21 protein-coding genes are annotated in these 20,905 nt (G+C 48.8%); 18 read left to right on the forward strand and 3 right to left on the reverse strand.

Annotated elements, in window-relative coordinates:
- Window positions 1-34 precede the first annotated feature (34 nt).
- From PP175_RS08445 to PP175_RS08455, 3 genes are all read left to right on the forward strand, one after another.
- Window positions 35-583 carry a MerR family transcriptional regulator gene (locus PP175_RS08445; protein WP_272442319.1) on the forward strand — a complete coding sequence of 183 codons (549 nt, stop codon included), beginning with the start codon at window positions 35-37 and terminating at the stop codon, window positions 581-583.
- Window positions 584-618: 35 nt separating this feature from the next.
- Window positions 619-1,302, forward strand: a complete 684-nt coding sequence (locus PP175_RS08450; protein ID WP_272443217.1) for a zinc metallopeptidase — start codon at window positions 619-621, stop codon at window positions 1,300-1,302.
- A 108-nt stretch (window positions 1,303-1,410) separates the two neighbouring features.
- A complete protein-coding gene (locus PP175_RS08455) occupies window positions 1,411-2,793 on the forward strand; it encodes a hemolysin family protein (RefSeq protein ID WP_272442320.1) in 1,383 nt (460 codons plus the stop codon).
- 39 nt (window positions 2,794-2,832) lie between these two features.
- Here PP175_RS08455 and PP175_RS08460 read toward each other — a convergent pair whose 3' ends face one another.
- Window positions 2,833-3,543 carry a hypothetical protein gene (locus tag PP175_RS08460; RefSeq protein WP_272442321.1) on the reverse strand — a complete coding sequence of 237 codons (711 nt, stop codon included), beginning with the start codon at window positions 3,541-3,543 and terminating at the stop codon, window positions 2,833-2,835.
- A 193-nt stretch (window positions 3,544-3,736) separates the two neighbouring features.
- On the opposite strand from PP175_RS08460, the gene PP175_RS08465 reads away from it, so the two are divergent.
- From PP175_RS08465 to PP175_RS08515, 11 genes are all read left to right on the forward strand, one after another.
- Window positions 3,737-3,940 (forward strand): cold-shock protein, encoded by a 204-nt coding sequence (locus tag PP175_RS08465; protein WP_272442322.1) that lies wholly within the window; start codon window positions 3,737-3,739, stop codon window positions 3,938-3,940.
- A gap of 136 nt (window positions 3,941-4,076) precedes the next feature.
- Entirely contained in the window at window positions 4,077-4,457 is a 381-nt protein-coding gene (locus PP175_RS08470; RefSeq protein ID WP_272442323.1) for a rhodanese-like domain-containing protein, read from the forward strand.
- Window positions 4,458-4,574: 117 nt separating this feature from the next.
- Complete coding sequence (steA, locus tag PP175_RS08475; RefSeq protein ID WP_272442324.1) at window positions 4,575-5,729, forward strand: putative cytokinetic ring protein SteA; 1,155 nt, start codon at window positions 4,575-4,577, stop codon at window positions 5,727-5,729.
- Between the two features lie 6 nt (window positions 5,730-5,735).
- Window positions 5,736-6,422, forward strand: coding sequence for a glycosyltransferase family 2 protein (locus PP175_RS08480; RefSeq protein WP_272442325.1), 687 nt, complete (start codon window positions 5,736-5,738; stop codon window positions 6,420-6,422).
- Window positions 6,419-7,246 (forward strand): MraY family glycosyltransferase, encoded by an 828-nt coding sequence (locus tag PP175_RS08485; protein ID WP_272442326.1) that lies wholly within the window; start codon window positions 6,419-6,421, stop codon window positions 7,244-7,246. Before PP175_RS08480 ends, PP175_RS08485 begins: the two co-directional genes overlap by 4 nt.
- Before the next feature lie 113 nt (window positions 7,247-7,359).
- The gene (locus PP175_RS08490) at window positions 7,360-9,117 is read left to right on the forward strand and encodes a sigma-54 interaction domain-containing protein (RefSeq protein ID WP_272442327.1); all 1,758 of its coding nucleotides are present in this window, start codon (window positions 7,360-7,362) and stop codon (window positions 9,115-9,117) included.
- A gap of 193 nt (window positions 9,118-9,310) precedes the next feature.
- A complete protein-coding gene (locus PP175_RS08495; protein ID WP_272442328.1) occupies window positions 9,311-10,405 on the forward strand; it encodes a Leu/Phe/Val dehydrogenase in 1,095 nt (364 codons plus the stop codon).
- Between the two features lie 22 nt (window positions 10,406-10,427).
- Entirely contained in the window at window positions 10,428-11,849 is a 1,422-nt protein-coding gene (gene lpdA, locus PP175_RS08500) for a dihydrolipoyl dehydrogenase (RefSeq protein ID WP_272442329.1), read from the forward strand.
- A gap of 34 nt (window positions 11,850-11,883) precedes the next feature.
- The gene (locus PP175_RS08505) at window positions 11,884-12,876 is read left to right on the forward strand and encodes a thiamine pyrophosphate-dependent dehydrogenase E1 component subunit alpha (protein ID WP_272442330.1); all 993 of its coding nucleotides are present in this window, start codon (window positions 11,884-11,886) and stop codon (window positions 12,874-12,876) included.
- A gap of 11 nt (window positions 12,877-12,887) precedes the next feature.
- Window positions 12,888-13,871, forward strand: coding sequence for an alpha-ketoacid dehydrogenase subunit beta (locus tag PP175_RS08510; RefSeq protein WP_272442331.1), 984 nt, complete (start codon window positions 12,888-12,890; stop codon window positions 13,869-13,871).
- Window positions 13,872-13,901: 30 nt separating this feature from the next.
- Window positions 13,902-15,275, forward strand: coding sequence for a dihydrolipoamide acetyltransferase family protein (locus tag PP175_RS08515; RefSeq protein WP_272442332.1), 1,374 nt, complete (start codon window positions 13,902-13,904; stop codon window positions 15,273-15,275).
- 47 nt (window positions 15,276-15,322) lie between these two features.
- Here PP175_RS08515 and proC read toward each other — a convergent pair whose 3' ends face one another.
- Together proC and PP175_RS08525 are read right to left on the reverse strand one after the other, a co-directional pair.
- On the reverse strand, window positions 15,323-16,144 hold the full coding sequence (proC, locus tag PP175_RS08520; RefSeq protein ID WP_272442333.1) for a pyrroline-5-carboxylate reductase: 822 nt from the start codon (window positions 16,142-16,144) through the stop codon (window positions 15,323-15,325).
- A 305-nt stretch (window positions 16,145-16,449) separates the two neighbouring features.
- On the reverse strand, window positions 16,450-17,007 hold the full coding sequence (locus tag PP175_RS08525) for a 5' nucleotidase, NT5C type (protein ID WP_272442334.1): 558 nt from the start codon (window positions 17,005-17,007) through the stop codon (window positions 16,450-16,452).
- A gap of 170 nt (window positions 17,008-17,177) precedes the next feature.
- Between PP175_RS08525 and PP175_RS08530 the strand changes: the two genes are divergently transcribed.
- From PP175_RS08530 to PP175_RS08545, 4 genes are all read left to right on the forward strand, one after another.
- Window positions 17,178-17,402 (forward strand): hypothetical protein, encoded by a 225-nt coding sequence (locus PP175_RS08530; RefSeq protein ID WP_272442335.1) that lies wholly within the window; start codon window positions 17,178-17,180, stop codon window positions 17,400-17,402.
- Between the two features lie 231 nt (window positions 17,403-17,633).
- Window positions 17,634-18,047: a methylmalonyl-CoA epimerase gene (mce, locus tag PP175_RS08535; RefSeq protein ID WP_334314207.1), complete on the forward strand. Its 414-nt coding sequence runs from the start codon at window positions 17,634-17,636 to the stop codon at window positions 18,045-18,047.
- Window positions 18,048-18,102: 55 nt separating this feature from the next.
- Window positions 18,103-19,653: an acyl-CoA carboxylase subunit beta gene (locus PP175_RS08540; protein ID WP_272442337.1), complete on the forward strand. Its 1,551-nt coding sequence runs from the start codon at window positions 18,103-18,105 to the stop codon at window positions 19,651-19,653.
- 76 nt (window positions 19,654-19,729) lie between these two features.
- Window positions 19,730-20,845, forward strand: coding sequence for a M20/M25/M40 family metallo-hydrolase (locus tag PP175_RS08545; protein WP_272442338.1), 1,116 nt, complete (start codon window positions 19,730-19,732; stop codon window positions 20,843-20,845).
- The last annotated feature ends 60 nt before the right edge of the window (window positions 20,846-20,905 follow it).

The following is a 20,905-nucleotide window of genomic DNA, read 5'->3' on the forward strand; positions in this document are numbered from 1 at the left end:
ATCAACGATAATGACAGGAAGAGCGGGGTAATTCTTGATTAACCCGCTCTTTGTCGTGGTTTTAAGCCATGAAACCATCACGTCTTACTGTCTACATAAAACGTTATATGGTAAAATAATAATTAAGGAAGGGAGGGAGTCCATTGGGAAATTCTATCGCATAGGTGAACTTGCACAACAAGCGCATGTCAGCAGACGGACGATAGACTATTATACAAACATGGGACTTCTCGATGCGGACCGTACCCACTCCAATTATAGATTGTATCCGGAAGGAACGCTTGACCGTCTGCGGCTTATAGAATGCTACAAAAAGGAAAAGCTAACGCTAGAGGAAATAAAAGAACGACTCTGTTCCGTATCTGAAGAAGAAAACAGCAACGGAAATGAGGAGGAGCTCCTATCTGTCCTCAAAGAAATAAAGGGTGATATGGAGCATTTAGAACAAAAAGTCATAGAAATCCGTGCAAATCTGCCCACGGCTGGCGATGAAGAAGCACGCCGGATGATTCGGCAGATGTCCCTGCAAGGAGTATCACTTCTGCACGCGATTATGCTTTTGTTAGGGGAGGGGCCGCTGTAGACAGCGGACCGGAATAAAGGAGGAAGAAAATGTTTATGTTTACTGCGTTAACGCCGTTTATTCTGGCAGCATTTGTCTTATCAATGTGGGCGCAGTTTCGTGTGAAAGGCAACTTTGAGAAATGGTCCCGCGTGCCGGCTTACTCTGGTATAACGGGTGCACAGGCAGCGCGCCGCATTTTAGATGATAACGGCCTGTACCACGTACGGGTTGAACCAATAGGCGGTACGCTTTCGGACCACTTTGACCCAACATCCAATGTTGTGCGCTTGTCTGAGGATGTCTACTTTGGCAATTCAATAGCTTCTATCTCGATTGCTTCGCATGAAGTGGGGCACGCTATTCAGCATAAAGAACGTTACAGCATGCTTACGCTGCGCCACCACATGGTGCCGGTTGTAAACTTTGCCTCAAGCTTTGCCCCACTTCTGTTGATGGGCGGATTTTTCTTTAAACTGTCTGGGTTAATCCTAATAGGCATTTTGTTCTTCCTTGGTGCCGTGCTGTTTCAGGTAGTGACGTTGCCGGTCGAATTTAACGCAAGTTCGCGGGCAAAGCGCTTAATGGCCGCCGAAGGTATGATTACGCAGGAGGAAAAGTACGGGGTAGATAAAATGCTGGGTGCCGCCGCGCTTACTTATGTGGCAGCAACGCTAATGGCACTTCTCCAGTTATTTGAGTATATTTGGATATTCTTTGGTACGAGAAGGGATGAATAACGGGAAGTAAACTTCCCGTTTACCTCCCATATAACGTGTGGTATACATAATTAGACATGTTATCATGGGTTCGGCCATTATTATATAGCAGAAAGGCAGGTGTATCTGTTGCCCAAAAGGGCAGCGGAGAACCAGTTGAATCATGACCCACTTTCGATAGTGTTGTATCTTCTAATAATACTTGCACTTGTTTTCCTGAACGGTTTTTTTGTAGCCGCTGAATTTGCAATAGTCAAAGTAAGGAATACAAGGATTGACCAGCTCGTTCTGGAAGGTAACAAAAGGGCAATACGTGCGAAAACATTAACAGATAATCTTGATGCTTACTTATCTGCCACCCAGCTAGGTATTACACTTGCTTCACTTGGACTTGGCTGGATCGGTGAGCCGACGATTGCAATGGTTTTAAGCCCTGTCTTTGCAGTCCTTCACGTTCCGGACGCGGTGACCCATACGCTTTCTTTCATTATAGCCTTCTCGGTTATCACGTTTCTTCATATCGTATTAGGAGAGCTGGCACCTAAATCATTAGCGATTCAGAAGGCAGAGGATACAGCTTTGCTGGCGGCCCCTCTGCTCATCAAATTCCACAGGGTCATGTACCCGTTTATCTGGCTGTTAAATCGGTCGGCGGCTTTTTTTCTGCATCTGATTGGCATTGAACCGGCCCAGGACCATACAGCGGCCCATACAGAAAAGGAAATACGGGTGCTGATGGAACAGAGCCATAAAAGCGGGCTGATTGACCAAACAGAGCTAACCCTCGTTGATAACGTATTTGAGTTTGCCGAGCGCAATGCGCGCGAAATCATGATTCCGCGTACCGATATGGTCGTAATGTTCCAGGATTCAACTTTTGAGGAGAACTTCGCGATGGCGTTAAACGAAATGCATACGCGATACCCGATTGCAGCGGGAGATAAAGATAACATCATCGGATTCGTGCACATCAAGGATATTTACCGGTTATACATGAGCGACCGAAAGAACGAACTGGATCAGGTAATCCGCCCGGTTGAAACTGTGCCAGAATCGCTTCATATTAGTGATCTGCTTAAGCTCATGCAGCGAAAACGTTCGCACATGGCCATTGTCATTGATGAATATGGCGGTACGGCTGGCCTGGTCACGATTGAAGATATCCTAGAAGAAATAGTGGGCGAAATACAGGATGAATTTGATGAAGAAAGACCGCATATAGAGAAAAAGCTGGATGATACCTTTTCGGTGGACGGGCGTCTGCTCATTGAGGAAATCAATGACCGATTTGGCCTTGAATTAAATTCTGATGACTATGACACCATTGGCGGCTGGATATTCTCTCAGGTGGAGTTTCCGCCAAAAGTTGGGCAGCAGATTATTTCCCACGGCTACGAATTTACGGTTACAGAGGTCGATCATTTACGAATTGTGCGCCTTCGGATGAGGAAATTGGAAGAAGAAGTGCCGGATGAGTCCGATGAGGTAACCGCTGCAAAAACAAGCGAATAAAGTAAAAGGAGAGCCGGCAGCAGACCGGCTCCTCTGCTTTCAACTGTGGTAATCAGATGAGATCTGGGGGGCTTTTCTAAAGAGTGAGCCGAACAGATTGATCTTGCGGTGCTTTTTGTTTAATTTATCGGTTGCACCAAGCATTTGGATGTCGAAATTCATTTTTCTCATCTCAAGCCGAATATTTTCTTGCTTGTCTTCTATTTCTTCCATCTTGCGCATAATATTCTTGTATTGCTGTTCAATTTCAGTTGAAGCGGCACCGCCGCGTGCTGGAGCGGGGGATGTACGTTCGCTGCGGGATGCCTCAAGAACAACCAGTTCCATCGATGAAGCGGTTTGGCGGTATGCCTCAGTAAATTCATGCAGCGACTCATAAAACTGTTGATTGATGCTTGACTCGAGCTCAGATAGTTTTTCCATAATGGCCGCGGCAGCTTGGGACGGGACTTCCTGGTGGGCAGTGGCCGGGTTTAGATCTTCCGTTTCCATTCGATCAGGCAGGAGACCGTCAGCGCGTAAGCTGTCCTCTACTTCTTTTAGGGTTTGAACGCCAGTATCTTTTCTCTTCTTAATTTCCACCAGCAGTTGATAGGCTTGTTCACTTAAAAGAAGGTGACCCTGGCTGTTTTTCTGAAGCACCATATAGGGGCTGAAAGCGTCAATCCAGTTTCGGAGCGTACGGACATGGACATCCAGCTTAACCGCTACATCTTTTGAGGCCATCCAGGCGATAGAGCTACTTTGCATAACGAACGAATCCTCCTTCATCGCTTTTATTCCGTTGTAAATTAGCATACGCCAAAAACTGAAAACTTCCTAGGGCATCGACAAAGGTTATCAAAAGAAGTGGGGATTCGGGTTTTCGACACTTGGCGAATAATTTTTTTGCTGCACCGGCATACTATCAAAATACATGAAGTTGTTGAGGAGGTTGTTTTCTATGGCTTTTATGCGCAGTAAACAGCAGGTTGAAGAAGTGGAAAAAACGGATGTTGGGATTTGGAATTGCGACAACATCGGGTGCAATGGATGGATGCGCGAAGATTTCTCCTTTTCGCAAAATCCGACATGCCCTCTTTGCAATTCATCAATGAGCCAGGAAATGCGTCTCCTTCCAGTGCTTTCACACACGATAAACCACTAACCAAGAGAACAATTCTTCACCTGCCTCCCCTGGCAGGTTTTATTTTTCTCCCAGGAGGGAACCCTTAAGTTTTCTTTACAGCAAATACACCGTAATAGTACAATACGGAATAGAGTACATAGAAGGAGAGAAACAAATGGATTGGATTACGGTTATCCTACTTATACTTATTGCCGCTTTTGTTGTTGTGCGACTGCTACCTCCGAAAGGGATTAAAAGAATTTCCACTGATGAGCTGCAGGAAGTTACGAAAGACCCGAAAGGAAAGCAGATTATTGACGTTCGGGAGCCTGATGAGTACAGGAGCGGCCACATTCACATGGCGCGCAATATACCTCTGACACAAATCAATACAGCCGTGAACGGCATTCCGAAAGATAAAGCCACCTACCTAATCTGCGAGAGCGGGTTTCGCGCTACGCAGGCGGCCCGTGTTCTGCGGAAAAAGGGATTCACGAATATTTACAGTGTGAAGGGCGGCATGAAACAGTGGAAAGGCAAAGTGGTAAAAAAATAAACAGCAGAAAAAAGCGCCGGTGGCAGAATCCGGCGCTTTTTTCTGCTGTTTAAGACGAGGGCGGGGTATGGAAACACTCTCAACTTTTCATACTAGAAAGTGAAGGAGTGGTGTAGCATGCTTTCTGTATGGAAAAAAAGAAAGGGCATCATTCAAGGGATGGTTCGGTGCAGCGCTTTTACCAAACAGATGATAGGCCAGATTAAACCCGGTGAGATACCCGTTATCTCCCATTCAGATATTGATGAAGTGACGGCTCGCTGCTTGATACAGCGCAAAGTAAAGGCTGTAATTAACTGTGCTCCGTCGTTTACCGGCAATTACTGCACACGTGGGGCCTGTGTGCTGCTGGAGCACAACATTCCGTTATACGAATGCCAGCCTGACGCAAACCTGCTGCTTTGCGTGCAAACCGGTGATGATGTAACCATAGAGGGCAACTATCTGTTTGATTCCCAGGGCCGGCAGATTGCCCGTCTGATGCAAGTCACGCTCTATGAGTGGCAGGAAAAGCAGCGGCTGGCCGAAGAAAAGAAAGAGAGCATCCTGTCGGCATTCATTGACAATACGCTGGAATATGCTTCGCGTGAGAAAGCCTATTTTATAAAACCGCTCCCAACGCTTCCTCTCAATACGCGGCTAGAAGGCAGAGACGCAGTAGTCGTAGTGCGCGGCATGTATGATTGTGAGGATTTTAAAGCGCTCCGCACCTATATTCATGATGTCAAACCCGCATTGATCGGAGTGGACGGAGGTGCTGATATTCTGCTGGAAAACGGGCTTAAACCCGATATTATCGTGGGGGATATGGATAGTGTATGCGATGATGCTCTTAAGGCTGCAACCGATATCGTTGTGCATGCTTACGTTACTGGAGAGGCGCCGGGTGAACGTCGATTGCGCTCTCTTAACCTTCCTTATCATTTGCTTGCGGCGCCAGGCACAAGTGAAGATCTGGGTCTGCTTCTTGCCTATGAGAACAATGCACGTTTAATCGTTAGTATCGGCTCACATACCAGCATGATTGATTTCTTGGAAAAGGGCAGGAAGGGAATGGCCAGTACATGTCTCGTGCGCATGAAAATTGGCAGCCGATTGGTAGACGCCCGGGGAATCAGCCAGTTGTATCCGCCATACTCACATGGCAAACAGCTGATCCGGATGTGGGGAGGCCTGGGATTTCCAGCGCTGCTGACGGCAATGTTCCACCCGGTATTTCGGCATGGGCTGTCGAGCATATGGGTCCATTTTAAAGGCATGTTTGGCGGGTGACCGACGATGGCTCAGCGAAGTGCAATAATAATTCCGGCATACAACGAGGGTGAGTACCTTCAATCAACCCTGCAGGCTGTCAGGCAGTTTGACGTACCGGGAACGAAGGAAGTTATCGTGATTAACGATGGCAGCTCCGATGACACAGCCCGGATCGCGGAATCCTGGGCAGATGCTGTGGTCCATCTTCCGGAAAACCGAGGCAAGGGCTATGCACTGTGGCGCGGGATTCAGGCCGCAAACGCCGACTTTTTTCTTTTTCTCGATGCCGATTTGGCGGAAACAGCCCGCTATGGCTCTTCATTGCTCGAGGCGCTATACCGCGGGACCACAAAGGATCTCGTTATTGCGGCTCTACCCCCGGGCCAAAAAAGCGGGTTTGGCATGGCAAAAAAGACGGCAAGCAGAGCCATCTATCATTTAACTGGCTGGAAAATAGCGGCTCCATTATCCGGACAACGAGCACTTAGCCGAAAAGCGGTTCAGGCGGTGACCGACTGGGACTGTGGATTTGGTATTGAAGTCGCTATGACGATAGACATTGCCCGTGCGGGACTCACTGTGTACGAAGTTTCCTATCCCTTTTCACACAGGGAACGGGGCAAGACGATTGGAGGCTTTTTGCATCGGGGCCGTCAATACGCCGCAATCCGCCGTGTGATTCGGCAAAAGCGGCAGGAGGGACGGTTGTGAAGGCAGGGATTTTTGTTGTTTCACTCGTAATTTCGAAGCTGTTAATACACTGCGTCTTCCGCGGGTTTGCGCGCAGGGGGCGCGTAGGCCTTAATTACCGTGAGGAGAAGGTGCCACTGGGATATGGGATTGTTATGCCGTTTGTCATACTAGCCGGAACGGTTGCTGCTGCCTCTCCTCTGTTGTTTATACAGTTCGACAGTAGACTGCTTATCATAGCAATGCTGTGCTTATTGGTGGCAGTTGCCGGCTGGCTGGATGATTACTATGGCAGCAGTTCGGTCAAGGGATTTACAGGCCATTGGCTTGCTTTTTTTAAGGAGCGAAACGTTACGACAGGTGCGGTTAAGGCAGTAACCGGATTTTTTTGTGCGTTTCTTTCAGCGGTTTTAATAGGGGGAAGTGCCTGGAGTTGTACAGTCAATGTACTTCTTATAGCGTTAAGCATCAATGTGATCAATCTGCTTGATCTGAGGCCTGGTCGTGCATTAAAAGGATTCTGGCTGCTGATAGCCATCAGCTATTTCATCGGCGAAGTCCCCCCGGTATACCAGCCCTTTCTTTTGCTAACGCTGGCCGTCACACTTGCTTCGGCATCCATTGACTTTGCGGGCAGAGCCATGATGGGTGATACCGGCTCAAATACCCTGGGATTTGCGGCAGGTGTCCTGCTGGCCAGTTCACTGCCTTTATTCCTCCGCTTGATCCTGTCAATAAGCTTTCTTGCCCTCCATATGTATGCGGAATCTGTATCCTTAACCCGTGTTATTGATCAAAACAAATGGCTGCGCACCCTCGATCAGCTTGGCAGGCAGCAAGAATAAGCCTCACAGGTTAAGGAGCCGCCAGCACCTGCTACTCTATCCCCTGTTTGTCTACGGTTGTCAATCCGAAGTATCTCTGCTTAAATTAAGGGAGAGTCTGCAAATTTTTTCATATGGGAGAGCAGCGTATGAAGGTTGTAATCGTAGGTGCAGGGCGCGGAGGCACCGTTCTTTTGAAAGTGCTTTCACGCATGGAAAGCATTCAGGTGGTGGGTATAGTGGATATCGACGAGCATGCCCCCGGGGTTGAACTGGCAAGGCAATGCGGAATTCCTGTAGCTACCTCCATAGAATCCTTTCTCGCCATTAATTTTTCAGTCATCATAGAAGTGACCGGCCGGGACAAGATTCATCAGCATTTAAAAGACAACAAACCAACTGGGGTGGTCGTTATACCGGCCATGATTGCCTCGGTTATCGTAAAACTAATCGAGGAAAGAGAACAGCTTATTTCTGTGCGGGACAGAAGGCAGCGGGAAATAGACACGATACTTGACTCAACCCACGACAGCCTGCTTCAGGCGATTATTCATTCATCCAATGACGCGATATCTGTGGTCGATATAAATGGAAACGGGCTGATGATTAACCCGGCCTACACCCGCCTGACCGGCCTATCTGAACAGGATGTTATCGGAAAGCCGGCGGACGTTGATATTTCGGAGGGGGAAAGCATGCATTTGCAGGTGCTGCGTACCGGGCGTCCAGTGCGGGGGGTGCCGCTTAAAGTCGGCCCTCGAAAAAAGGACATCATGGTGAACGTAGCCCCTATTGTAGTGGATGGCGTACTGAAAGGAAGCGTTGGGGTTATTCATGACATATCTGAAATTAAAAAACTCACCGATGAGCTTGAACGGGCCCGCAGGCTCATCCGAACGCTCGAAGCAAAATATACGTTTGAGGATATCATCGGCCAGAGCGAGGGCATGGTTCATGCCATTGAGCAGGGGATAAAAGCTGCCCAGACACCGGCTACCGTGCTGTTGCGCGGAGAATCAGGAACAGGCAAAGAACTGTTTGCCCATGCTATTCATAACGAAAGCAATCGTCGGTATAATCAGTTCGTGCGCGTTAACTGTGCAGCAATCCCGGAGACGCTTCTCGAGAGCGAACTGTTCGGGTATGATGAGGGGGCATTTACCGGCGCGCGCAAAGGCGGCAAGAAAGGATTATTTGAGGAAGCGAGCGGGGGCACCATTTTTCTTGACGAAATAGGGGAATTATCAATGAGCACGCAGGCGAAGCTTTTGCGTGTCATTCAGGAAAAAGAAATTGTCAGAATTGGTGGCGGAAAGGCCATTTCGGTTGATGTACGCATTATTGCAGCAACTCATGTCAATCTCGAGCGCGCAATTCAGACTGGCGAGTTTCGGGAAGACCTCTATTACCGGATCAATGTGCTGCCGATTGTCATTCCGCCGCTGCGCTACCGTACAGAGGAAGATATTCACCAGCTTGTATACCATCTTCTCCAAAAGTATAATCTTGAATACGGCAGAAACGTGGCAGATATCGATAAAAAGGCCCTTGAAATGCTAACGCGATACAAATGGCCAGGAAATGTGCGTGAACTTGAGAATGTAATAAGCCGATCCCTTATATCTATGCGGTTTCAGGAGACCATCATTTATCCCCGCCATTTACCAGAGCTCAGTATGGCGGATTCTGGGCCGCATACAGCTGACGGTGCTCGCTGGCTCACACACTTGCCAGAAGAGGGCAGGCCGCTAAATGAAATAATGGAAGAGGTTGAAGCACAGACAATCCATGAGGCCCTTACAAGGTGTAACGGGAATAAGACCCAGGCGGCGAAGCAGTTGGGATTGTCAATTAGAAACCTTTACTATAAAATTGAGAAATACCAATTGTGAATAGGAATGCATGCAAAAAATTTCTTATTGTGCAACAACTTGCAGTACTTTCTATTCCCTTGATAACCTTTTTTCTTCTGAAGTAGCGAAAAACAAAGAAAGCGGTTTCATATCGTTTGTGGCATCCCTTTTGCATAACCCAATAGTTGAAAGATGTTTTTCACTAATGGTTGCTTACAGGAGGCTTTAAACGATGAAAATCTTTGATTATCTGAGGGAATATGATTACGAACAGTTGGTTTTTTGCCAGGATGAAAATTCCGGACTTAAAGCGATAATTGCTATTCACGATACAACACTTGGACCGGCGCTCGGTGGTACACGGATGTGGACATATGAAACCGAGGACGATGCGATTGTGGATGCCCTGCGCCTGGCCCGCGGCATGACTTATAAAGCAGCGGGGGCAGGGCTTAATCTTGGAGGAGGCAAAGCGGTTATTATCGGAGACCCAAAGCGAGATAAAAGCGAGGCACTGTTCCGTGCATTTGGCCGCTTCATTCAAGGTTTAAGCGGAAGGTATATTACTGCTGAAGATGTAGGCACAACCGTAGCGGATATGGATTTAATCCACATGGAAACAGAGTATGTCACAGGGGTATCTCCCGCCTTCGGGAGCAGCGGAAACCCGTCTCCTGTTACGGCATACGGCGTTTACCGCGGCATGAAGGCAGCAGCTAAAGAAGCATTTGGCACGGATGATCTTGCCGGAAAGACGATTGCGGTACAGGGTGTGGGCAATGTCGCCTACAATCTTTGCCGGCACTTGCATGAAGAAGGTGCTTCGTTAATTGTTACAGATATTAACAAAGAAAACGTAAAGCGTGCAGTTCACGAATTTGGCGCCAAACCAGTCGAGCCATCTGAAATTATCAGCCAGGCGTGTGATATTTTCTCACCATGCGCTCTTGGTGCTATAATTAATGATGATTCCATACCTAGGCTTAAAGCCCGCGTTATTGCAGGAGCTGCAAATAACCAGCTTAAGGAAGAACGCCATGGGGATGCCATTCAGGAAATGGGTATCGTTTATGCGCCTGATTACATTATTAATGCTGGCGGTCTAATTAACGTGGCGGATGAGCTGCAGGGGTACAATCGGGAACGGGCAATGAAGAAAGTTGAGACGATTTACGATAACATCCAGAAGGTACTCAAAATCTCCAAGCGAGACAACATTCCTGCGTATCGGGCAGCGGACAGGATGTGTGAAGAGCGGATTGAACGAGTCCGCAAGTCCCGTAATATGTTTCTGCCAGACGAAAAAGATGAGTTAGTACGGATTTAGCATAAATAATTGAGGTGGCTTTATGTCAAATGAATATGATGTTGTCATTCTCGGTGGCGGTACCGGCGGCTATGTCGCCGCCATCCGCGCTTCGCAGCTGGGAATGAAGGTGGCAATAGTTGAAAAAGACAAATTGGGCGGAACCTGTCTCCACCGGGGCTGCATTCCGAGTAAGGCCCTTCTCCGCAGCGCGGAAGTGTACCATACGCTCAAAAATAGCGAAGAATACGGCATAACTGCGGTTGATATCGGGATTAATTTCACCCGCATGCAGGAGCGCAAGCAAAAGATAGTTGACCAGCTGCATAAAGGCGTTCAGCACCTTATGAAAAGCGGGAAAATAGATATATACGAGGGAACCGGGCGCATTATGGGCCCATCCATTTTTTCGCCTCAGGCAGGAGCCATCAATATCGAATATCCAAATGGGGATTCCGAAATCGTTGTTCCCAAATTTGTTCTGATTGCTACAGGTTCCCGTCCTCGCTTACTTCCCGGCTTAGAAGTGGATGGCACAGTGGTCATTACAAGCGACGAAGCACTTCAGCTGGCCCAACTGCCTTCCTCTGTTGTTATTGTGGGAGGAGGTGTCATCGGGATCGAATGGGCTTCCTTGCTCGCAGATCTCGGGGTTAAGGTGGAAGTCGTTGAATTTGCAGACCGTATACTGCCGCTGGAGGATGAGGAAGTCAGCAAAGAAATGGCGCGCTTGCTAAAGAAACGCAAGATTACATTACATACATCCGCCCAGGTGCTGCCGGAAACGCTGCAGCGTGGCGAGCGGTCATTTACCATTAAAGCGATGCAGAACGGCAAAGAAATTATGCTGTCCGGAGAAAAACTGTTTGTTTCGGTTGGGCGGCAGGCGAACATTGAAGATATCGGGTTAAATAATGTTGAAGCAGAAATTGACCGTGGCGTCATTAAAGTTAACCCGATGTATCAGACAGGCGAATCGCATATTTATGCGATTGGGGATGTAATCGGCGGCCTGCAGCTGGCTCACGTTGCATCCCATGAAGGCATAACGGCCATTGAGCATATGGCTGGCAGGCAGCCTGAGCCGATCAATTATACAATGGTTGCAAAATGCACATACAGCCGCCCGGAAGTTGCGAATGTCGGGTTAACCGAGGCCGAAGCGAAAGAAAAGGGCTATAAAGTAAAGGTTGGAAAGTTCAACTTCCGTGCCATTGGTAAAGCGCTCGTGTTTGGTGAGCATGACGGCTTTGTTAAGCTCGTGGTAGATGAAGAGACCGATGATCTGCTTGGCGTACACATGATTGGACCGCATGTTACCGATTTAATTTCAGAAGGGGCACTGGCGCGCGTACTTGACGCAACCCCATGGGAGTTGGCGCATACGATCCATCCGCACCCCACCCTGTCGGAGATCATCGGCGAAGCGGCACTCGCCGTAGACGGCAAAGCCATTCACTCGTAAAATAAACACGGCGAAGTATAAAGGAGGAGTTTTCATGGCGGAAAATCGCCACCAGCCAGTGGGTCTTAGCGATCAGCAGGTTTTGGATATGTACGCGATTATGCTGCTTGCCCGCAAAGCGGATGAGCGGATGTGGCTTTTAAATCGTGCGGGAAAAATCCCGTTTGTTATTTCATGCCAAGGGCAGGAAGCTGCTCAGGTCGGGGCAGCCTTTGCTTTTGACAGGAAGAATGATTATGCATGCCCGTATTACCGGGATATGGGTTTTGTAATGGCTTTTGGCATGACAGCCCGCGATATGATGTTGTCGGCGTTTGCCAAGGCAGAAGACCCGAACAGCGGCGGACGCCAGATGCCGGGTCATTTTGGCAGCCGGAAACATAACATCCTGTCGGGGTCGAGCCCGGTTACCACGCAGGTACCACACGCAGTTGGTCTGGCACTCGCTGGCAGGATGGACGGAAAAAATTCGGTTGTCTTCACATCATTCGGGGAGGGATCCAGCAACCAGGGCGACTTCCACGAGGGCGCGAATTTTGCAGGCGTGCATAAACTGCCGGTTGTTTTTTTCTGCGAAAACAATAAATATGCGATTTCTGTACCGCTGTCTAAGCAGATTGCCTGCGAAACTGTGGCAGACAGAGCAATCGGCTATGGTTTCCCAGGCGTTAGCATTGACGGAAACGACCCGCTGGAGGTTTATAAAGCGACGAAAGAAGCGGTGGACCGGGCTCGCCACGGCGAAGGTCCGACCTTAATTGAGGCAGTCACCTACCGCCTGGTGCCGCATTCCAGTGACGATGATGACCGTGCCTACCGCTCGCGTGAAGAGGTAGCGGAAGCAAAAAGCAAAGATCCGATTATCCGCTTTAAAAGTTACTTAACGGAGGTTGGGCTGCTTACAGAGGAATTGGATAAAGAAATCAATGATAAAGCAGCGCGGGAAGTGGATGAAGCGACTGAATACGCGGAAAACGCACCTTACCCGCAGCCAGAATCCGCACTGCTCCATGTATATGGGGAATAGGGGGGACTACTATGGCGATTATTTCTTATATTGATGCGGTTACACAGGCGCTGCACGAAGAAATGCAGCGCGATAAGCGCGTATTTGTAATTGGTGAAGACGTTGGCGTGCGCGGCGGTGTATTCCGCGCCACCAATGGTTTATATGAAGAGTTTGGCGAGGAACGCGTAATCGACGCGCCATTGGCTGAATCCGCCATTGCAGGCGTATCGATCGGTGCCGCTGCTTATGGTATGCGTCCGGTGGCAGAAATGCAGTTCGCTGATTTTATTATGCCTGCCGTTAACCAAATTGTGAGCGAAGCTGCCAAGATGCGCTATCGTTCCAACAATGATTGGAACTGTCCGCTCGTTATCCGCGCACCGTATGGAGGCGGTGTTCACGGGGCGCTCTATCATTCGCAGAGCGTAGAGGCGATGTTTAACAGCACGCCTGGCCTGAAGGTGGTAGCTCCCTCTACCCCTTATGATGTGAAAGGGCTATTAAAGGCAGCGATTCGCGATGATGACCCTGTTCTCTTCTTTGAACATAAGCGCTGCTACCGGTTGATTAAGGGGGAAGTTCCTGAACAGGATTATACGGTTCCGATCGGCAAAGCGGATGTAAAACGCGAGGGAACCGATGTTACGGTAATTAGCTACGGGCTGATGCTGCATTTTGCCCTGCAGGCGGCTGAAAAGCTCGCAAACGAGGGAATTAGCGCCCATGTGCTTGATCTGCGTACGCTGTATCCGCTTGATAGGGAAGCCATTGCAGAGGCAGCAAGAAAAACGGGAAAAGTGCTTATTATTCACGAGGATAACAGAGAAGGCGGAGTTGGCGGCGAGGTATCTGCTATTATCGCCGAAGAATGCCTGTTCGATTTAGATGCGCCGATTAAGCGGCTCGCCGGGCCTGATATTCCTGCTATGCCATACAGCCCAACACTTGAGAAGTTTTTCATGCTTAATCCTGAGAAAGTGCTGGCGGCTATACGCGAGCTGGCCGAATTCTAAGCAACGATTGGAAAGGGGGCTTCTACTATTATGGCAACAGAAGTGTTAATGCCTCAGCTTGGGGAATCCGTAACAGAAGGAACAATTGCCCGCTGGCTGGTTAAACCTGGCGATACCGTGAAAAAGTATGAACCTCTATGTGAGGTAACGACTGATAAAGTAAATGCGGAAGTTCCCGCAACTGTTGAAGGAACTATTACCGAGCTCATCGCCCAGGAAGGCGACACCATTGCGGTGGGCCAACTGATCTGTTATATCGAAACAGAAGCGGGGTCTGCACAGCAACAGGCAGCGCCGGCTGCTCCAGCAGCTGCGGCAGCTCCGGAAACCAAACAGGAAACAGCAGCTGAAATGCCTGCAGCTGGTTCTGCCGTGTCCCCTGCTGCTGTCAGGCGGGGAATGGATGCCGTGAAAAAGCAGCGGTACTCACCCGCGGTTCTTCACCTGGCGCAGGAGCATAATTTGGATCTCTCCCGCATAGCAGGAAGCGGCAGAGAAGGCAGGATCACGCGAAAGGATGTGCTCGCAGTTATTGAGAATGGGGGAACTGCTCAAGCTACACAGCAGGAGCCTGCCATTTCGCAGCGGCAACAGCAGCAATTCGGGGAACAGCAGCAGCAAAACGCTCCCGAGGTGAGAACGCCGGAAACCGTGCAACCCGCGCCGGACACTCCAACCCAATCTGCTAAACAAGCAGCCATCTACCCCGGAGACACAGAAATTCCGGTTTCTTCTATTCGTAAAACGATAGCGAATCGCATGGTACAGAGCAAGCACGAAGCACCTCATGCCTGGACGATGGTTGAAGTGGATGTAACCAATCTCGTTCAATTCCGTGACTCCATGAAAAAAGAGTTTAAGCAGAACGAAGGATTCAACCTTACTTTCATGCCGTTCTTCATTAAGGCCGTCGTGGAATCGATCAAAGAATTCCCGATTTTAAACGCTACATGGGCTGGCGATAAAATAATTGTAAGGAAGAATATCAACATATCGATCGCAGTCGCAACAGAGGATGCCTTGTACGTTCCAGTCATTAAAGATGCGGATCAGAAAAGTATTTTCGGGCTAGCACGTGCAGTAAATGATTTAGCCAACAAAACCCGGCAGGGCAAGCTCACGATGGATGACATGTCCGGCGGAACATTTACGGTAAACAACACGGGTTCTTTCGGTTCGATTCAGTCGATGCCCATCATAAACCAGCCACAGGCAGCCATCATCAGCATAGAGTCGATCGTGAAGCGTCCTGTTGTCCTCAATGGGATGATCGCTATTCGCGATATGGTTAATCTTTGCCTTTCACTCGATCACCGGGTGCTTGACGGGCTCGTGTGCGGCCGCTTCCTTCAGCGGGTAAAGCAGCGCATGGAAGCGTACAACGCAAACACATCGATCTATTAGAGAACTCAACCATAAAAGGCGTCCGAGTTATTGACGGACGCCTTTTCTCATTTTAATTGGCTGTTAAGTTCCCGAGACCGTTCGACTGCAGCTTTAACAGCTGCTTGCATCGCAAAGCCGGCACCGTTTTTCTCTAATGCCTCTACACCCGCTTGGGTAATCCCGTTTGGCGTTGTCACATTCCTACGCAGCTGTTCGGGTTTTTCACCGGTCTTAAGGAGCATTTTCCCGGCGCCGAGAAGGGTTTGCGCAGCAATACGCCGAGCAAGGCCGGCATCTAATCCGCCTTCTATCCCTGCCTTTTCAAGATGCTCAACCAAATAATACATGTAGGCCGGGCCGCTGCCAGCGATTGCGGTAAATATATCTATCCGATCTTCCTCGATTTCGTATACCTTCCCTATGCCCTCCAGCAGGTCGACCGCATTCTCTCTGTCGTTGTCCGTCACATAATCACCGAAGCATACTGCTGTTGCGGACTCCCCAACCAAGCTTGATGTATTAGGCATAACCCTTACAATAGGCATCCTGCCGCCTAAAGCGGATTCGAGCACCTGGGTGGAGTAGCCTGCTATAACGGATACGATAAGATTGTTTGCCGAGACTTTAGCTGCGAGAGAGGAAAGAACCCCGGCGGCATCCCCTGGTTTCGTAGCGAGGATAAGTATATCGCCGTCTCCGATCGTAACTTCAGAAAATGAACAGGTATGTATGCCATACGTCCCGGTTAATTTTATACGTTGTTCTTCATTTTTTCGGTTTACAGCCGTTATTTGGCCGGGCTGCACCTTTTTTCTGGCAATCATTCCGCCAATCATGGCCTCTGCCATAGCACCTGCCCCGATAAAGATTACATGTTGCTTAAGCATTAACGAGCCCTCCTAATCGATCTAAACAAGTTTTGTCAGTGTACAGCACACAGCAAATGGTATCACGATTTTTCTTTTAAGAAAAATGAGGGAGGGGAAAATGCCTACTATGCAAGAAAGTTTCGGCGGGCCGCACGGGGATAAGCCAAGGCGGCCATGCACCTCTAAACAACTAAATTTATTTAGTAATTCGGATAGTAAGGATATAAGGGCAGCACGGATTCAGATAATACAAATAATACGGATAATCTAAGAGTAGTACGGATAATACTTGGGGTAGTAATAGTAGAAGTAATGAATGCCTATCAACCTGCAGAATACTGTGGGGAAAGCATGGAAACCAGCTGCATCCAGTTGGTCACACGCGGATAATCTGTCAGGTGCCGGTTCCATGGGTTATCAAAAATAATTTTACTTTTGGCTGGCGAATTGACAAGATTGTGAGGCCCGTCGTCCACCAGATAATCCCCCATGACCAAATCTTTGCGATGGGTCAAAACAAGATTAGGCTTAGGCAAAAACGGCAAGTGTGATTCAATCCAGAAGTATTTATCCTCATAGGCATAATGCTCGCTGGCGGAAACAAAAACGATATCATAGTGCTCACTGAGTTGTCGTATGCCTTCAATTGCCCCTTTTTTTGCCGGCAGATTGTAGTAGAACCTCGGTTCCTTATTGATCTCGCCAAAAATCAAATCCACGATTTCAGGTTCAAGCACATTGTTAAGATTCCATTCTTTCCATTCCTCTCGATTGTGGAGGACACCGGTTTTTTCATACAAGCGCTGAACCCATGTTTCTGACTGCTCTACAATTACATCATCCATATCAAGTAAAAGAATTTTTTTCTCGTTTTTTTTCATTTCATCTTCTCCTTGTTTGGCGGTAAGTAAGAGGGATTATTATTGTACGACAATTTAGTCAGTTTGCACAAGGTACTAAACGTTAAAAATTAAAGAAAGAATAAATCGGGCTCTGCCAGGAGACGATAGTAAAAAAATTTTTTATTCACCAGTAAGGAGGCCATTGTCCATTGATAGAGATGAAATTATTGCCTGATTCCATCCAATCGCTCTATTTTGATTCGCTTACCCGCGGCCGCGCTCAGTTCTCCCAGCACGGTGGAGGCTATGTGGGGCTCATTTCGGAAGAGGAATTTGATGGTTTTTTAAAGGAAAACAACCTCATTGTGTATCGTCAGTCGCTCAAAGCGTATGAAGATGGGGAAGTAGTCGGCCATTTCATGCCTGCGGAGTAGCAGCGCGGTAACTGTATAAGATCCGCAAAGATGGATTAGCCGCCCGTGGGCTGGGGTGGCTATTTTGGCGTAAGTAGAAAAATGACGAATTTCAGCAGGAAAAAGCGGGACCAAAACGAATTATGTAATAGGCATCAATTTCAGAAACTTTTGAGAAGATAGAGATAGAAAACAGAAGGAGGGGAACCAGTGGATACACAACATCAAGAAAACAGCGGCGGCCAACCGCTAATGGAATCACCCAGGAAAATAGAACACATAGGCATTGCCGTAAAAAATCTCGAGGATTCTCTTGCTTTTTATACCCAGATGCTTGGCATGAAATGGCTGGGCACGGAAACAGTAGAAAGCGAGCAGGTGCGCGTGGCATTTCTCGCCATCGGCGAATCGCACATCGAGCTTTTGGAACCCACCAGTGATGATAGCCCGATCGCTAAATTTATCGAAAAAAAGGGTGAAGGGATTCACCATATTGCACTGAGCGTTGATAATCAGCAGCAGCGGCTGAACGCGCTTCAGGAGGCCGGTGTGAGGCTGATTAACGAAACACCAAAGCGCGGTGCCCATAACAATATGGTGGCTTTTGTGCATCCGAAGGCAACGCATGGCGTGCTGCTGGAACTGTGTGAGAAAGCCGAGCTGTAGCGAGGACACAGCCAAAAAAGAGAAGCAGCACCTGGATAGGAGGAAATTAACTACTATGAGCAGCATGTATGAAAAAATAGATGAGTTATACGAACGTCGCCTCAAAGTGGAGCTTGGCGGAGGGGATAAGCGCATAGATGCGCAGCATAACAGAGGAAAGCTTACCGCGCGCGAGCGGATCAATCTCATACTTGATGACAATACATTTGTGGAAATGAATCCCTTTATTGAGCACCGCGCCACCAGTTTTGGGATGGAAAAAATGGAAGGGCCTGGCGAAGGTGTCGTAACGGGATATGGAAAAGTAAATGGCCGCCTTGTGTTTATCTTCTCCCAGGATTTCACTGTGTTTGGCGGTGCGCTCGGGGAGATGCACGCGCTGAAAATCGCCCGCATTATGGATCTTGCAGCCCAGAATGGCGCTCCCATTATTGGACTGAATGATTCTGGCGGCGCGCGCATTCAGGAAGGCGTGGAATCGCTCGATGGCTATGGCCATATCTTCTACCGCAACGCCATTTATTCTGGAGTTGTTCCACAGATTTCAGTCATTCTTGGACCTTGTGCCGGAGGGGCTGTGTATTCGCCAGCCATTACTGACTTTGTGTTCATGGTTGAGAAGACAAGCCAGATGTTTATTACCGGTCCTAAGGTTATCGAAGCTGTTACAGGAGAGAAAATTTCTTCGGAAGGGCTGGGCGGCGCTTCAGTCCATGCGTCCATTAGCGGAAACGCCCACTTTACGGCTCCAACCGAGCCTGAAGTGCTGGAGGATGTACGCAGGCTTTTAAGTTTTCTGCCGCAAAACAATACCGAAAATCCGCCAATCATTGAAACAGCGATGGATGACGGATGGGACGAGGATCTGGCGGAGATTGTCCCGATCCAGACGACTAAAGTATATGATGTCCGCAAAGTCATCGACCGGATTGTTGATAATGGCGACTTCATGGAAGTACAGCCGGACTTTGCAAAGAATATTGTGGTCGGGTTCGGACGCATTGACGGCCGGAGCGTTGGCATAGTCGCCAACCAGCCGAAATTCATGGCCGGCGGTTTGGACATCAACTCTTCTGACAAGCTGTCTAGATTTATCCGTTTTTGCGATTCGTTTAATATCCCGCTTATTACGTTTGAGGACGTATCAGGATTTTTTCCGGGCATTAACCAGGAGCACGGCGGAATCATCCGGCACGGCGCTAAAATCCTGTATGCGTATTCGGAAGCCACGGTTCCAAGAATTACAGTTATCCTTCGCAAAGCGTTTGGCGGTGCGTACGTGGCACTGAACTCCAAGTCTATCGGGGCGGATGTGGTATACGCCTGGCCGAACGCTGAGATTGCTGTAATGGGTGCGGAAGGGGCCGCTAACATTATATTTGCCAAAGAAATTGAAAACAGCGAAGATCCTGCGGCCACCCGGGCCGAGAAAATTGCGGAGTACCGGGAAAAGTTTGCAAACCCGTATGTCGCTGCCAGCCGGGGTATGGTAGATGATGTAATCGATCCGCGTGAGACGCGTAAAAAACTGCGTGAGGCGCTCGACATGCTCCGCAATAAGCAGGATAAGCGCCCCGCGAAAAAGCACGGAAATATTCCGCTGTAAGAGGTTCTGGGCCTCCAAAATTGTGTATAATGAACGGGTATACGTTCGTGATACATACTTTTTGGAGGTGTTTTTGTTGGTACAGCAAGAAAGGCTTGTCAACGAATTTATGGAACTTGTCCAGGTGGACAGTGAAACAAGGCACGAGCGGGCAATATGCGATGTACTGAAAGAAAAATTTTCTTCGCTTGGCCTTGAAGTTGTGGAAGACGATGCGGCCGATAAGACCGACCACGAAGCGGGAAATCTCGTTGCAACATTGCCAGGCAGCGCAGAAGGTCCGACTATTTATTTTACGTCGCATATGGATACGGTGGTCCCGGGCCGGGGCATTAAACCTAGCATTAAAGACGGATATGTGGTGTCAGACGGAACGACCATTCTGGGCAGCGATGATAAAGCCGGAATCGCAGCGATGTTTGAAGCCATCCGGGTATTGAAAGAGCGCGATATTAAGCATGGCCCGGTTCAATTTCTGATTACGGTAGGAGAGGAGTCCGGGCTGCAGGGTGCACAGGTACTGGACCCCTCCTTGCTCAAGGCCGAATACGGATATGCGCTGGACAGCAATGGTAAAGTCGGTGATATTATTGTAGCCGCTCCCACACAGGCTAAAATCAAGGCGACTATATATGGGAAATCGGCCCACGCCGGCGTAGCGCCTGAAACAGGCGTTAGCGCCATTCAGGTTGCCAGCAAGGCGGTTTCGCGCATGCCGCTCGGCCGGATTGACGAGGAAACAACGGCAAACATTGGAAGTTTTGAAGGTACGGGCCCAACGAACATCGTTTGCGACCGCGTTGAAATTCTGGCGGAAGCGCGAAGCCTTGTCCACGAAAAAATGGTGGCGCAAACGGAAAAAATGAAAAAAGCATTCGAATCAGCTGCCGAAGAGCTCGGAGCGAAGGCGGATGTGACCGTGAAAGTTATGTATCCAGGCTTCAAGTTTTCGGAAAGCGACCTTGTGGTACAGAAAGCGATGGCGGCTGTTCAAGCAGTAGGCAGGCAGGCTCGTATTTTGTCAAGCGGCGGTGGAAGTGACGCCAACGTCATTGCCGGATATGGCATTCCGACCGCGAACCTTGCGATTGGCTACGAGGATATCCACACAACCAAGGAAAAAATTCCGGTTGAAGAACTTGTGAAAGCGGCGGAGCTTGTAGTAGCCATCTGCCAGGAAGCCATCAAATAACGGCACCCATTCGAACCCAACGGTTTAAAATTATTGTGGCCGGCAGGGAAACGGCGGGAA

It is taken from the genome of Aneurinibacillus sp. Ricciae_BoGa-3 (assembly GCF_028421645.1).
Classification (GTDB): domain Bacteria; phylum Bacillota; class Bacilli; order Aneurinibacillales; family Aneurinibacillaceae; genus Aneurinibacillus_B.